The sequence below is a fragment of the Acidovorax sp. FG48 genome (genome assembly GCF_057809085.1).
On sequence record NZ_JBMDJH010000004.1, the window covers coordinates 341,763 to 354,797 of the forward strand.

Below are 13,035 nucleotides of genomic sequence, written 5' to 3' on the forward strand. Positions count from 1 at the left end.
CCTGGGCTTTTTTTCGTCTATGCCTTCCTCATGCACGTAGCGAAATGGCCGGGAGCAAAGCCGACTCTGTGATGGTATAAGCCCGCATGCTCAAAATCCTCAGAACACTTTTTGGCGCACCGGCCGTACCCCAAACACCAGCTGGCAACGACGCAACTGAAGATATTCAGGGTCATCACACTGGACATCGTGTAGTTGAGCAAGCGGAACCAAGCGTAGTCCACGGCGCATCAGAAGCGCGTCTTGAGGAGGTGGGGGCAGTCCAGCCAGGACCTGGAGCTGAACCGGCGCCTGAGCCTGTGCCTCAAATCCCAGTTCCCAAGTCGCAGGCTGACATCGATGCTGAGCTGCTTGCATCGCCATCGTGGATCAATGCTGTAGCCAAGGGTGAGCAATCCTGGTCCGAAAATATGGACGCTCTGCTTGGTGCGATCCAGCTTGCTCAGGATGAGGGCAGGGCAGTGCCCTTGATGATGCTGTCCCAGTATTTCTGGCTCAAAGCGCCGATGGCTGAGCTGGGAACCCAGAGGCTTCTCACCGAACTGCGTGAGCGCATCGAGAAAGACTTCGCGGTGAAGTCTTACCGTACCTACATCGAGGACAAGACCAAAACCCGCTGGAATAGCTACCCTCGCTCTGTGGACTTCTACGTGGGGGAGTACCTGCAGGTGCGGCCGAGCTACCTGGTAGGACTCCGCGATCTGTTCGAGCGCATCCCGGAAAGGATCGCAGTTGTTGAGGGGCATTACGACACCTTGAACGCTGGCGTCAAGGAGTTCAGGCCTGCAGCTGGAGGGGACAACCTTCTGCGCTTCAAGGGCTTCTTGACGAAGTACGCTCAAGAGCACTTGCCGGGAGTGACCCCTCTGGACTTTTTCCCTGGTGACTCACCACGCTACATCCGAGACTACTTCCAATCTGATATCAAGACTTCGGGGTACCTGCTGCTCTGGGCGATGATGGATGTGGTTCAAGTATCACGTAGTGGGGCGGCTCCATCGTCAACATCTCAAATTGGCATTGAGTTTGAGCGCAAGTTGATTGCAGAGATATCGGAGAGATTTCCAGCAGCACGCATTGAGCCAACCCCTGCAACTGGTGACCAAGGAGCTGATGTGATCTTGGTTGTCGATGGCGTGAAGATTGTCATCCAGGCCAAGAAGTACACGGGGGTAGTTGGGAACGCCGCCGTACAGGAGGTCTTTGCTGCCATGCAGTTCTACGACGGCGACTATGCCATGGTGGTCACCAACTCGCGGTACACGCCTGCAGCGCAGACGCTTGCCACCAAGATCGGGGTTGAGTTGGCCACAGCTGATGACTACCTGCGCAAGATCCAACAGCTGCTTGTGTAGCCACTTTTTGATGCACAATGAGGGCTGTGGTGCAGTTGGGCTTCTGTTTACCTTCCGCTGCGAAGGACAGGTGGCCTGAGTCTCACCACCCAAAATGCCTTTCGGCATTTGGTAAGGTAGCTGGCCTTGCTTTCGGGCGAAACAGCATTTCAGGCTTTATGCCACTCCACCCCCTGGTGGTTCCGGCTCCCGCCAGGGGCCTTCCATTCCTCCTATTCAGGAGATGCTCCCCATGCACCGCGAACCGACGTTATTCGGACTGACAACAGAACAGTTGGCAGAGGCTGCGAAAGATGCTGGCCGACGTGCCATCTTGAAATCGGTCAAGGCCGGAATTCCCGTGACTGGATTGTTCGAAGGTAAGGTGCAAACACTCTCGCCCACCGACCCACGCATTCAGCGCCTTGTGCAAGGTCTTGAAGTGGACAGCCGGGAACGATCTTCGTTCACTTCCTAGCGACAGGTCTTTGTCGGCTGGCTGGGCGTCATATCGGGTATTGCCCGTGGCTTAATGCCACGGTTGCATTGCTCCCAAACCAGCTCCCGAGCCCACGATAGGTGGGTTTCGGGGCTTCCCAAAGGGCCTCCCCTGGGGTTCTTCGGAAAGCGATTTAACACACCCGCATACTGCAGGTGTTTTGATGCGGCAGCTGGCCGTGCCTCTCTTGGCAAATCAGCTTTCATAGGCGTAAGCCAAATTCAACCCTGGCGGGCATCCTCCCCGTCTGGGCGTGATGTCTGTCCTTTTCAATGGAGAACATCACAATGAAGTATCACCTTCCGGACGACACCAGGACGGACTGGGCCTTGAATGAAACGCGAGGCTTTGAGCCCAACGAACGGCAAAAGCTTGTGATCGAGGCTGTGCGTCGGGCGATCGATGAAGCCAAGCTCTTCTATACCAAGGACGTGTATGCCTACAGCGTCAAGCTCCTGATGCCGGACGCTGAGACCCTCTCGAAGCGCTCCACAATAGTGGAGGGCGGCGAGGTTGGCATGGACATCTACTATGCCAGTCGATACATCGATGCCCGCAAGGCCTTCGCCCGGGAAGACGCTGCAGCTGCGAAGCTCAAGCCGATGGTCGGAATGAAGCTGGGAAAACTGAGGTTGCAAAACCTCAAAAGCTGCACTGCCTCCGTCATCACAAATGTGGCCGTCGATTCCATCATCGTCGATGCCTCTCACGGTCCCAAACGGATTCGCTTGACAACGGACGCCCGTGGCATTGCGCACATGATGGATTTGGCCTTCGAGTTGGGTCAACGTGAAACCAACTTCGAGCAGTTCTGTTCTGGGTTGCTCACGCCAGCCAGTTTGCGGCCCAGTGAACCAGCGCCGACTGCATGTCTGAGTCTGTTCTAAAAGACCCACAGCCGCCTTTACGCGCATCTCTCAACCAGGATAGGACACACCAAGGCCACAAGCAGCCTTGCAATTCTGGCCTTCGGTATTCATAAACAACCCAGACGGGCACACGATGCCCGCAGGGCCTGTGCTCGTTGTTCGACAAGGAGAACTTACATGAGCACAACGACGACACAAATCACTGGTGCCGATGACCAGCCCCCAACTCTTGACCGTGGCGTCTTTCTGCTGGCTGAACTCAGCTGGGGTGACGATGCCTATGCCGAACATGTTCCCACTGCCGCTTTGTATCGGGTAACACCGAAAACTCTGGCAAACCTCGATCATGTTTTCGGCCTCATCGAGGCGGGTGTTTTGTCGCCTGACGGTGGATTCGTAGCCATCCCTGAAGGCGACGCTGCACTCCTTGGGTGTGTGGCTTTCACAAGCGATAACGCCCTTGCATCAGTACCTGGTTTTTACAACCATGAGCATGATCAAGTCATTTACCTAAGCGGATCTAACAACATGGAGATCGACGGGGTGAAAGCTGACTTCCGACCCGAGTCCGAGGTCTTTGCTCCACTCCCCGGAGAAGAGTTTGCCTACATGAGCATTCGCGTGCAGAAGGAACCTGATTTGGACCTGACGCTGTGTGCGTCGGGTCGTTCTGGGCCCTGGAAGCTCAACGGGTATCTTGAGCGATGGACCAATCTACGAGGTTTGATCCTTGACGGTTTGGCAGTACCTCGCAGCTGATTTTTCTGCGGAGCAATGGCACACCTTTGAAGTGGATCTGAATCGATAGCTCTGGGCCCCTGTGGGTCCAGTGCTTTCCCAAACATTGCATCTGGAGTGTTTCGGAAAGCAGACTCTTCCCTTCAGCATGATGCTGAGGGTTTGACCGGCAGCTGGCCGTGCCATTCTGGCAAAGCAGCAACCCAAGGCGAAAGCCATTTTCAACCCTGACGGGCACTTGCTGCCCTCGGGCCGGTGTCCGTCGTTCATCAAGGAATACGGACATGACACACACTACTTTGGAACAGGATTCCCTGGCTGAAAAAGCATTTGCTGACTATCAATTTGGGACCAACATCATGGTCACCGACTCATCTGGGTGGGCGTACACAACACCTGGCAATGAGCGGACTCGCAAGGTCTTTGTCGAGAGTCTTGGTATTGATGGAGAGCACGCACAGACCTCAGTTCTGTCCTTCACAGTTCGGTTTGATCCGATCACTGGCGGGTTGTCCGAGGCTTATGCCATCGACGAGAAGGGTCAAGTCTGGGGCTCCCTGCCAATGACTCCGCTGACAGCCAAGTTCGTCGTCGGCGAGTGGTCCCACATGTTTGGTGCTGGTAACTCGGAGACTCGGTGCCGGATCGTGATCGATCTGAAGAAATCCTCTCTCGTCGCTGCGCAGGAGTGGGTCGGGTACAAGTTCGTTGCTATTCACGGTGAACGCTTGAAAGACCTGGCCGAGAGCGTCATCGAAGTCAACTTAGCACACGAGAACATCGACGAATGGGCCCCCGATCCGGTGCTCACCGACGATCTTCCTGATTGGGCGATGGACACTATCCACGCGGATGTGAATCAGACAACGCATGAACCCTTGCAGGGTATCCCCTGCGAGATCGGTCTGCGCCTGACGCTGGACGTAACGTATTCGCTCAACGGCGAGAACGCGACAGAGATGATGAGTCGTTTGCAGAAACTCTGCGAGCAGGCAATTGGAGACGGGATGTTGACCGGTGAATCGGACGCAGAAGTCGTCTCATACACCATTGATGTGGTCGGTTCCCCTGATCCCATCAGCGAAAAAGAGGTCGCCGACTTGATGCTCAATAGTATCGAGAATGGCTCCCTCTCACTCGAAAGCATTCCTGACAAGCTGGCCCAGTATGGGCTCATGGAACGAAATGCTTTCATCGATGAAATGCGGGAGCGTATCGCGCATCTCGCAGATTGAACTGACTTAGCAACCAGGTCCCCTCGTGGGGCCTGGGCGCATTCTGAAGAGCCCTGGTAACTCAGGACCCTTCAGAAAGCGATTTCACGACTGCCTGCTTATTGCAGCGGTTTGAAATGGTAGCTGACCATGCATATACGCAAAACCAGCGATTCCTCGTCGGCCACGGCCGATTTCAACTACCCAGACGGGCACCACTGCCCAATGGGGTTGGGTCCGTCTTTTCACAAGGAGATGACCCATGACAAATTGCACCGCAAGGGTTGCGCAAACGAAACTCGGTATCAGTTTCGAACAGTGGAAGAACCGCCCAGTCTTCAAAGCCCACTGTCGAACCTACAAGATCGCCGCTGAACTGTGCGGTTTGACTCAAAGCGTAGGCTGCGGCTCGCTGACGCTCAGCGGTGAACATGCAACAGCCCTTCAGGGTTTTCGCCGGCTTGCGGCCTTTCGTGATCCTGGCGCAAATGCCTTGCGTTTGCGAGTTGCTCGCCACATCAAAGAGCAGCGGCGTGAATCGGCACTCATGGTGTAAAGACTTCTTTCCACCTCAAGAGATTGTGCGAACCCTGAAAGCGTTTTCCGAATTGCGCATCAACTAGGACTGCGCTGAAAGTATTTCTCCACCCAGACGGGCCCCTGTTGCCCGATGGGCCGGGGCTCGTCATTTCCTCAAAGGATTTCCCATGACAAAAGCCCAAATGACAACGACACCCGCAAAGCGTTACTTCGTGGACGTGACCGGTACCGGTGATGCGATCGGAGCTGCCAATCTGGCTGAGTTCACCTTGGACGAAACGGTAGCTCGCGACATCCTCAGGCTCGCAGGCATGGCCCGCGATATGAAGCTCAGCCGCCTTGAGCGATTCGATAACAGCGCATCATTCTTCATGCACATGCCTGGATGCCCAGAAGCCGATGCATTGGGCGATGAGAACGATGTTCGTGTCGATTGCACGAGTCTCGTGGTGACAGGCACTGACTTCTACTATCGTTCTTACGAGAAACACAGCGGCGCTCCAATGTCCTGTGCACACCAGTCTTTGACTGAGTTAGCAAGCCACTTCGGGATCGAATGGAGTGTCCCAGCCGACACAAAGGAGGAGCTGCTGCAATGGCATGTTCTCGGTGCGCATGGGAATGGTAATTTCTTCGATATTCATGTGCATGCACCAGAGCCACTGGCTGCATTCGGTGTCGCAGCAAAGATGCTTGAAGAAGCAGACGAGGAGGGTGATGCCCAGTTCTTCGCTGCTGTTCAGGATGGAAGTCGATACGAGCTTCCCGGCGATAGCGTCGTGGATCTATCGACAGTCCTGGATCCTGAACAGAAGGAAGTTTTCTCGGTACCCGACAGCATCTGACCGGACATCCCCATGAATGCCCGCGAACAACTGAAGGCTGCAGCTGATTGGCTCGGCTGGCAGCATGAGAACCTGTCCTTTGGATTGGTGAACTCTCTTGATGCGCTGCGTCTCTTCGACTATGCGCAATCCAACGGAAATCTGCCTGAAATGGCAGATGAATGGACACCTCGTCAGCGGATCAAGGCGCTCGGCTACGACCCTCTTGCGCTGCCCGAGGCAGACCAGGGCAGGGTAGTGGCAAGCACTGGCGCTTGCGAAGCCTGGGATGCCCTTCATGAAGCGCGTGCACTGATTGATTCTGTTGCATACGTGGCCGCTGAAGGGGATAGCTCAACGGTGATAGCGTCAATCGATGCCGTCATCGCAAGACCCTCACATTCCAAACGGATGAGTCGGTAGATATGAAACTCCTGAGACCCACCTGGGTTTCAGGGCTTTCCAAAGTGCCTCGCAACAGGCGTTTTGGAAAGCGAATTCATGACTGTCTGCGTAAGGCGACGGTTTGATGTGGCAGCTGGCCACACCCGTTAGGGAAGATCAGCATACCCGGCGTAAGCCTCTTCTTAAACCCCAGATGGGCACCTGCTGCCCAACGGGTCGGTGCCCGTCTTTCTCAAAAGGAAACGGAAAATGACCCTGAAATGCGAAATCATCAGCAAAGGCCGCTGTCAAGCAGTGACTGGCTCTGAAATTGAAGAACTACGTGTAGCGAATGTGTCTTGGTTCGCCTACTGCCAAAAAAGACTCACAAAAAATCATTCCGACGCTCTTTCAGCGTTGAATAAGCAAACACAAAAAGACCAATCCCGACGTGCATCAGTTGCTCAATGAGCCGGTGAGCTGCTCTCGTCGATAAAAGGAGACTGACGATGTTTTACGACGTGCCCCTGCTCATTCCGCCCCTTGAGGCCTTCATCTTGGTCGAGACGGGTGGGACAATAAAACGAGGAGTGGTCACCGGCCACGACACGAAGGATGGAAAGCCGATCATCATGTATCAGCATGACCATGTGATGCCTGACGAATCTGTCATCAAGGCCGAAAAATGGGCTTGGCTTGAGCAGATCGTTGAGATGTCGTTTTGATTATTTAATGCCAACCCAGACGGGCAACTGACGACCGCTGGGCAGGTGCCCGTCTCTTTCAAAAGAAAACGGAAAATGCACGCAAACCGGAGAGTGCAAATGACTTCAGATATGACAATCATGGTCCGCCGACTGACCGGAGACACTTTTGAGTGCGTCAATGGGCACGGGCGCCTTCTTGCAGGCCTTAAAGCCACGGGAAAGGTGACGGTCCAGGAAACTGAGACCATGGAGACATTTGACGTTCACGAAGTGGATGGTCAGATTGTCATCCTTGATGACGGGAGCAATGATCGCGCAAGAACGATTGCTGCCCTCGCAATTAACCGGGCTCGTCAAGCCTGACATTGGTCTTCAAAGCCCAGTGCGCATCTTCGGATGTGCCTGGGCTTTTTTCATTGGTGTAACGCTCTAAGATTCCTCGATGTGGAGGCGGCATGCGGCCTGGGATGCGTAAATCGCCGCTCCAAACCGTTCATGACAAATTTGGAGGCAGCAGTATCCTGGGCACCTTCGAGGTGTCCCACATCCAGTCTTGCCACGATTGCGAGCCGTCCAGATACCTGTGCTCCCCCATGTGCAAAGCCCCAGAGGCGATACCTGCACCGAAATTCGCTAGAGGAAGCCTCAGGAAGGGCTCAGAGCGGTCAGCGGGGTAGACGATCACACGCTGTCCGCTCTCATCGCCTACAGGCACTTCAATGGGAATGCAGGGCATGTCATCCATGGCCTGGTTCTTTGCGGCTTCCGGTTCCAGACCTTGTTCTACATGGTGTCGCCTCTTGCTGTTCGCCAAGGCACCAATGTGCGAACTGCGCACCAGCCACACGACTGAAACGCCACTGGCCCGATAGCGCGCGGTCCTGCTCCGGTACTCGTCCCAATGCTGTTGGGCCAATTGCACCTCGACAGCAAGAGGCCCACGTGCCGTCTGCACCAAAACGTCTGCCTGCCATTGTTCGCCCGATGGTGTCGTGCCAGGCTGCTCGACCCTTGCTTGGTGGCCAGCGGCCCGCATTCCGAGCGCCAATTTGATCTTGGCGATTTGGTGCTCGACGGACTCTGGAGCAGTCGCGCCGCCCAGGCCCGGTGCCGCAGCAAAGAACTGTAGGCCGTGAGGGCTGCGCTTGAGAACGGCCGGAATGCGGTGGCGGCTGATGACAAACGTGCCTATCGGCAGCTTGCGCCATAGCGCCCAATCATCTGAGGGGGTAGTGAACGACTCGACTTCCAGGCCTGTCGCTGCGACGGTCGCAATGAGGCTCATGGTGCGATTGTCCTGCAGGCCGCACCCGGAGCGGAGATGCGCGATTCAGTGGGGTGCGCCACAGTCTCATAAAACGCCAAATCTATCTCACAGTTCTGCGTGTCTGACGAGCAGTGCCAGCGCAACGGGTGATGGGACCGTTGGCCGGAATATAACCCAAGCACACACGCTCGATGTCTCCTCTGGATGCCGCAAGGGGGGCGGACTTGAGGTTAAATGTTGCAATGGCACGCCTCAAAAGACTCCTGGCAAACGCGCACCGAATTCTGTCCGAGCCCATCATACCCATGTGGCCGGTGGAGCTGCTGCAAATGGTGGACGCGATGGTTTTCAGCATGCCCGAGGGCGCGACGCCGCCCGCGCTGCCTCCCACGCCATTTCGGAACCTGCAAGTCGTTTTCGACGTGATGGGGCAGGGCGCCCAGGACATCCAGTTCTGGGATGGCGGCTGCATGCTCCTTTCGATCCGGCGCAAGGCCAATGGTGGCAGGCTGGGGGCCAGTGCCACGGTACTCTACGTTGCGTGGCGCAGCCGGGTTTCAGGTGACAGGCGAAGGCTGCTGAACGAGTGTGCAGCGATGTGCGGGGTGGAGATGGAAATCGGTCGCCGCCAAGGTGGCGAGGTGACGGTGTTGCGGCACCGGCACGAAGAATCTGGCCGGAAGACCTGGGAAGCCTGGCCGCCCCAAAAAGGATTGGTGATCGCGCGCATGGGCCACGGCACCCGCGTCATATTCGTTGATCCGGTTTCGCGCGAGTATTGAGCCCTCGGTGGCTGGGCCCGGTTACCGAGATTCCTTGATTTCGAGGCTCCACGCAACCTGGCGTGACAAACAGGGACTTCTTCATCCTCTCTAGCTCCTGCGACGAGACGGGCAGGGCGCGCATCGAAGAGGCCGCTGGGCTTGTCATAGCAGCTCGGCCAGCCATCACACACAGCATGACGGTGGGGGTCCGACTCTGATCTGATCCTTGTTGCCAACTCCTGAGAGTCTCATCTATGATTCTGGCTTCGGTCCAAGAGATCGAAGCGGACTTAGGGGCCGTTGCGCTGGCGTGCAGAATCTTGACGAGAACCCCAAAAAATTGCTCCCGACCCCATCTCCACGATTCATCCTCCCTCGTGGTGATAGCCAGCGTCACCGCGACAACCAGGAAGAATCACATGGCTATCTCCGCTTTCGTCTCTACGTCCGGCAACCTGCCCAAGCTCAAAGCCAAGCAGCTCTCGAAGGCATTCCCCCATCTCAAACTCTCGGCAGCACAAGAGGCGACAGCTCGCGCCTTGGGCTATTCATCGTGGTTTGAATGCTCGCAACGTGGAGCGCTGGGCCAGCCGAGCCCCTCCGATCAGGAGGCTGGGTTGTCGGTGCGTGTGGCCAGGTACTACCACCAGGCAGGCGTGCTTATGAGCATCGGGATCACGCCTTACGAGGCTGATCGTTGGGTGCGCACATGGGGGCTGACAGGCCAACCGACCTTGGCCCCTGAATACGGGCGCTCAACGTACTTCGCCTGGAACGAAGCCCTTGAGCGATTCGAGCGCGGAGAAATTGAGGAGTCCCTTCTTTTAGAAGAGTTCGGTGAGCAGTGCTACTCAAAGTATCCCGAAATTGATCGCCCCCAGCGAGTCTGTCCGGGGGTCATCTTAGGCCCCATGGGAAAGTACCCGCACTATGTCGTTGACCCCGCAATAGCCGCGCAGATTCCAATCTATCTGCGCGGTCCCCATAGCAACTTTCACTACGAAGATGATGGCGACGTGTTGGCGATGTGCGTTCCTGGCTTCCCGGCTGGCAAAGCAATGGTAAAGATTTTCCCCAGGCTCAATCGCATTCAACATGAATGGCACTTTGGAACCAAGCATCCAGAAGCAAGCGATAAGTCCATCGCCAAACTGGTTGCAGCAGCAATGGCGCGACCTGATGAACTCATGGTGGTATCCCAACGCTGGATGCCTACGCCAGGGGGGGAATACGACCACAGTCGATATGCATTGGCTTGCCTCCGAGGATCTGATTTCGCGGCATTCCTAAATAGAAAAGGGGTCATTGATCCATCGTCTGTCATCTGGTTTCGCGACGTGGAACTGTCCAGGCACTTCGAAGAATGGAGCGATTGGTTGGATGGCTTTGTGTGGGGACCAGAGCTTCCACCGTTGCCCGTGTTCGAGGGGGCAAGGAAACACCAACCCAGCGTTCCACTGTATAGCTATCCCTTCATGAAAGCTCCCATGTCGGGAGATGAGTATGGCGGGAATTCAGAGCATCATTGTCTGCTCCCTCTGGATGAAGACTACGACGATGAGTACGCGACTGATGAAGCCGATTTCGTTGGGGAATTGAATGGTTGAAAGCAAGACCCCTGTTCAAGGGTTTGGTGAGGCTGCAGAGGCAGATGTTCTCCACCAGATACCTGAAGACGAGCGAGTATGGTTCGCCGACCGTGAGAGGTTGGGATGGGTGTTCTGCGTGGGCTTGTCGCGCTACGCGTCGGAGAGGTCTGGGCGAAAGACTGGGGCTATGTTTAGACTGGTCACGCCGGCAACTGGAAAGCCAAACTTCGAGTGCCGGTTGCAGTGCTCGGTGGGCTCCAAGTCTGTGACACTGACCTCAGGGCCATGTGGATCTTCACGCGAAGCTTTCGAGCGCGCTATGGACCAAGCAGCGGGGCTTCCGTTTCATGATGAATTGAACTGGCAGGAGGCACTTCGTGAAAAGGTGCCTTTCGATGGCATGAGGGCTCCTAAGTTCGTGAACTCGGTTGCAATCGGCATGCCTGCAATCGTCTGTTCTCTGCACTGGGGCAATAGGGAGCACTCTCGTGAGGTTCATTCCAGCAGCCATATCAGTCGCGTGGATGCCTTCAACGACGCTATTGAACTAGCAATGGCCATGGGCCCTGCGCCCGCAGCGTCCCTGGCAACAGTTAAGCAAGTGCCCAGTGCCCGACCCATTGCTTGGGTTTCTGCTGTTCGATCGCAAACGGGAGATCGGCTAGGTGGAGCCCAGGTGTCCGTGGACTTTCTTGCCACTGGAGCCGACGTGATTTGCCGAATCGATTGGGGTAATGCGTCACGTCGTAGTGTTCAGTCCCAGCCAAAGGCGACCCGAGTGGTAGCGTTCGATCAAGCCATGTTGCTCTTGAAGCGCACACTGGTCGAGTCTACAAATCAAGATCCGCCCGTGGTTGTCCCACGACCAAAGTCGGGACCCATGGGGGCGCAGGACAGAGCATTGCTCTCTGAGGCGAAGGAGCGCTGGGGCGTTGAGCGCACCTGGTTGATGAGGCTCGACAATCCTTCCACCGCGCAGATCCAACGGCTCCATGACTTGAACACATTTCAGGTTTTGCTTGACTGCTTGCGGTGTTACGAAATTGATCGTGGGGCTCGCGAAGTAGCTCTTGGCCGCATCACCAGGGAGCTGCAGCGCATCCATGGTGAACAAACCGATTCGGCAAAGCGCGTTCGGTTCGCCGCCAGTTTGCGAGCGCTACTTGGAAAGCGTTTTGCTGAGGCTGGAGAGACGGTTTCGTTGAGTCCATCCTTCGCCAGCCAGGTCATGTCTCGGGGGTATCAGCCAAACACTGTCATCCAGGAGCTGGTGAAAGAGCAGTTGCTGAGAAGGACGCCAACGGGCACCTTGTCGGTATCAACGCTCGGGGCGAACCTGCTTGAACGCCACATCGGTATGGACGTGAGCCCCGGAAGCGTAGGGGCGAGCTTGCCGCAGGGAGTCATGCGGATGCTCCTGGATCTCAAGGACGCGAGAGCCGAAGGCGCAACGTGGCTTTAGCACCCCCTTGAAGTGGTCCCGCAAAGAAGCGGGTCGTGGATACCGCGTTCTGACTTTCCTTGATGTTGAGGATCGGCGCGGGATATGATCGAAAAAGAGCCTACGCGGCGCCCTCTCTGCATTTCATCAACACCATCGAATTACAGAGAGCTACATGACCGAGATCACACGCGCCAAGACCCTGCACCAGGGTCAATTCACCCGGCTTGTCAAAATCACCCAGGCCACCTCGCGGTACCCGGAACGCGACGTTCTAGTGCTGATACTTGGGCACCACCTCGGCATGCGCATCACTGAGATTTCGCGCCTGACTGTTGCCGATGTGATGCACGGCTCGGGTAAGCTGCGCAGCGAAATCAGCATGCGCGAAGCGATCACAAAGGGGTGTCGCCAGCGATGCGCTTACCTGGCTTCCAAGCCTGCTATCCAAGCCCTAGAGACCTACCTGCAGTACCGGATCGAGCGCGGCATCGGCACTTTGGTCGGCATTGGCCCATACAGGGGCTTGCTGCCCCATCAGCCTCTGATTTACAGCAGCCGGGGCGATGGTATGTCTCAGAACACCAAGAGGCGTGTTTTAGAGACAGGTCTGCAGCGCGACTACAAGGCCTGCGACAGCCTGCAGGCCCATGTGACGAAGCTGTACCAACGCGCAGGCATCAAGGGCGGATCAAGCCACTCCGGGCGCCGCACGTTCGCCAGCAAGGTGCTGGCCACCACGGGCGACATGGAGACTGTGGCTCAGCTTCTGGGTCACACAAGCATCGATTGCTCGCAGCGGTACGTGGACGTTGATCAGGGCGTGCTACAGGCGATGTTTGCCGATGCGGTCTAAGCGCCTTAC

The 13,035-nt window shown here is 56.3% G+C and carries 16 protein-coding genes; 15 read left to right on the plus strand and 1 reads right to left on the minus strand.

The genetic code is table 11. The features are described 5' to 3' along the window. The first annotated feature begins 86 nt into the window (after positions 1–86). The 11 genes from ACODSU_RS08575 (at position 87) to ACODSU_RS08625 (ending at position 7,472) form a co-directional block, all read left to right on the plus strand. Positions 87–1,355: a restriction endonuclease gene (locus tag ACODSU_RS08575; protein ID WP_488841650.1), complete on the plus strand. Its 1,269-nt coding sequence runs from the start codon at positions 87–89 to the stop codon at positions 1,353–1,355. 232 nt (positions 1,356–1,587) lie between these two features. Further along, on the plus strand, positions 1,588–1,812 hold the full coding sequence (locus ACODSU_RS08580; RefSeq protein WP_488841652.1) for a hypothetical protein: 225 nt from the start codon (positions 1,588–1,590) through the stop codon (positions 1,810–1,812). 308 nt (positions 1,813–2,120) lie between these two features. Then, complete coding sequence (locus ACODSU_RS08585; protein WP_488841654.1) at positions 2,121–2,720, plus strand: hypothetical protein; 600 nt, start codon at positions 2,121–2,123, stop codon at positions 2,718–2,720. 159 nt (positions 2,721–2,879) lie between these two features. Beyond that, positions 2,880–3,461 carry a hypothetical protein gene (locus ACODSU_RS08590; RefSeq protein ID WP_488841656.1) on the plus strand — a complete coding sequence of 194 codons (582 nt, stop codon included), beginning with the start codon at positions 2,880–2,882 and terminating at the stop codon, positions 3,459–3,461. 263 nt (positions 3,462–3,724) lie between these two features. Next, positions 3,725–4,675, plus strand: coding sequence for a hypothetical protein (locus ACODSU_RS08595; RefSeq protein ID WP_488841658.1), 951 nt, complete (start codon positions 3,725–3,727; stop codon positions 4,673–4,675). Between the two features lie 241 nt (positions 4,676–4,916). After that, positions 4,917–5,210: a hypothetical protein gene (locus tag ACODSU_RS08600; protein WP_488841660.1), complete on the plus strand. Its 294-nt coding sequence runs from the start codon at positions 4,917–4,919 to the stop codon at positions 5,208–5,210. Positions 5,211–5,361: 151 nt separating this feature from the next. Further along, positions 5,362–6,039 (plus strand): hypothetical protein, encoded by a 678-nt coding sequence (locus ACODSU_RS08605; RefSeq protein WP_488841662.1) that lies wholly within the window; start codon positions 5,362–5,364, stop codon positions 6,037–6,039. 12 nt (positions 6,040–6,051) lie between these two features. After that, positions 6,052–6,441: a hypothetical protein gene (locus tag ACODSU_RS08610; protein ID WP_488841664.1), complete on the plus strand. Its 390-nt coding sequence runs from the start codon at positions 6,052–6,054 to the stop codon at positions 6,439–6,441. A gap of 231 nt (positions 6,442–6,672) precedes the next feature. Continuing rightward, positions 6,673–6,873 carry a hypothetical protein gene (locus ACODSU_RS08615; RefSeq protein ID WP_488841666.1) on the plus strand — a complete coding sequence of 67 codons (201 nt, stop codon included), beginning with the start codon at positions 6,673–6,675 and terminating at the stop codon, positions 6,871–6,873. A gap of 38 nt (positions 6,874–6,911) precedes the next feature. Further along, positions 6,912–7,127 (plus strand): hypothetical protein, encoded by a 216-nt coding sequence (locus ACODSU_RS08620; RefSeq protein WP_488841668.1) that lies wholly within the window; start codon positions 6,912–6,914, stop codon positions 7,125–7,127. Positions 7,128–7,226: 99 nt separating this feature from the next. Further along, complete coding sequence (locus tag ACODSU_RS08625) at positions 7,227–7,472, plus strand: hypothetical protein (protein ID WP_488841670.1); 246 nt, start codon at positions 7,227–7,229, stop codon at positions 7,470–7,472. A gap of 130 nt (positions 7,473–7,602) precedes the next feature. On the opposite strand, the gene ACODSU_RS08630 is transcribed toward ACODSU_RS08625, so the two are convergent. After that, entirely contained in the window at positions 7,603–8,394 is a 792-nt protein-coding gene (locus tag ACODSU_RS08630) for a competence protein CoiA family protein (protein WP_488841672.1), read from the minus strand. Positions 8,395–8,618: 224 nt separating this feature from the next. Here ACODSU_RS08630 and ACODSU_RS08635 point away from each other — a divergent pair, with 224 nt between their 5' ends. From ACODSU_RS08635 to ACODSU_RS08650, 4 genes are all read left to right on the plus strand, one after another. Beyond that, entirely contained in the window at positions 8,619–9,158 is a 540-nt protein-coding gene (locus ACODSU_RS08635; RefSeq protein WP_488841674.1) for a hypothetical protein, read from the plus strand. Positions 9,159–9,559: 401 nt separating this feature from the next. Then, on the plus strand, positions 9,560–10,747 hold the full coding sequence (locus ACODSU_RS08640) for a hypothetical protein (RefSeq protein ID WP_488841675.1): 1,188 nt from the start codon (positions 9,560–9,562) through the stop codon (positions 10,745–10,747). A 301-nt stretch (positions 10,748–11,048) separates the two neighbouring features. Then, complete coding sequence (locus ACODSU_RS08645; protein ID WP_488841677.1) at positions 11,049–12,191, plus strand: hypothetical protein; 1,143 nt, start codon at positions 11,049–11,051, stop codon at positions 12,189–12,191. Positions 12,192–12,345: 154 nt separating this feature from the next. Then, complete coding sequence (locus ACODSU_RS08650; protein WP_488841679.1) at positions 12,346–13,026, plus strand: tyrosine-type recombinase/integrase; 681 nt, start codon at positions 12,346–12,348, stop codon at positions 13,024–13,026. Positions 13,027–13,035: the final 9 nt, after the last annotated feature.

Excerpts from the sequence above, each read along its gene's own strand:
- ACODSU_RS08575 (WP_488841650.1), top strand. The coding sequence starts at position 87 with ATGCTCAAAATCCTCAGAACACTTTTTGGCGCACCGGCCGTACCCCAA.
- ACODSU_RS08580 (WP_488841652.1), top strand. The coding sequence starts at position 1,588 with ATGCACCGCGAACCGACGTTATTCGGACTGACAACAGAACAGTTGGCA.
- ACODSU_RS08585 (WP_488841654.1), top strand. The coding sequence starts at position 2,121 with ATGAAGTATCACCTTCCGGACGACACCAGGACGGACTGGGCCTTGAAT.
- ACODSU_RS08590 (WP_488841656.1), top strand. The coding sequence starts at position 2,880 with ATGAGCACAACGACGACACAAATCACTGGTGCCGATGACCAGCCCCCA.
- ACODSU_RS08595 (WP_488841658.1), top strand. The coding sequence starts at position 3,725 with ATGACACACACTACTTTGGAACAGGATTCCCTGGCTGAAAAAGCATTT.
- ACODSU_RS08600 (WP_488841660.1), top strand. The coding sequence starts at position 4,917 with ATGACAAATTGCACCGCAAGGGTTGCGCAAACGAAACTCGGTATCAGT.
- ACODSU_RS08605 (WP_488841662.1), top strand. The coding sequence starts at position 5,362 with ATGACAAAAGCCCAAATGACAACGACACCCGCAAAGCGTTACTTCGTG.
- ACODSU_RS08610 (WP_488841664.1), top strand. The coding sequence starts at position 6,052 with ATGAATGCCCGCGAACAACTGAAGGCTGCAGCTGATTGGCTCGGCTGG.
- ACODSU_RS08615 (WP_488841666.1), top strand. The coding sequence starts at position 6,673 with ATGACCCTGAAATGCGAAATCATCAGCAAAGGCCGCTGTCAAGCAGTG.
- ACODSU_RS08620 (WP_488841668.1), top strand. The coding sequence starts at position 6,912 with ATGTTTTACGACGTGCCCCTGCTCATTCCGCCCCTTGAGGCCTTCATC.
- ACODSU_RS08625 (WP_488841670.1), top strand. The coding sequence starts at position 7,227 with ATGACTTCAGATATGACAATCATGGTCCGCCGACTGACCGGAGACACT.
- ACODSU_RS08630 (WP_488841672.1), bottom strand. The coding sequence starts at position 8,394 with ATGAGCCTCATTGCGACCGTCGCAGCGACAGGCCTGGAAGTCGAGTCG.
- ACODSU_RS08635 (WP_488841674.1), top strand. The coding sequence starts at position 8,619 with ATGGCACGCCTCAAAAGACTCCTGGCAAACGCGCACCGAATTCTGTCC.
- ACODSU_RS08640 (WP_488841675.1), top strand. The coding sequence starts at position 9,560 with ATGGCTATCTCCGCTTTCGTCTCTACGTCCGGCAACCTGCCCAAGCTC.
- ACODSU_RS08645 (WP_488841677.1), top strand. The coding sequence starts at position 11,049 with ATGGACCAAGCAGCGGGGCTTCCGTTTCATGATGAATTGAACTGGCAG.
- ACODSU_RS08650 (WP_488841679.1), top strand. The coding sequence starts at position 12,346 with ATGACCGAGATCACACGCGCCAAGACCCTGCACCAGGGTCAATTCACC.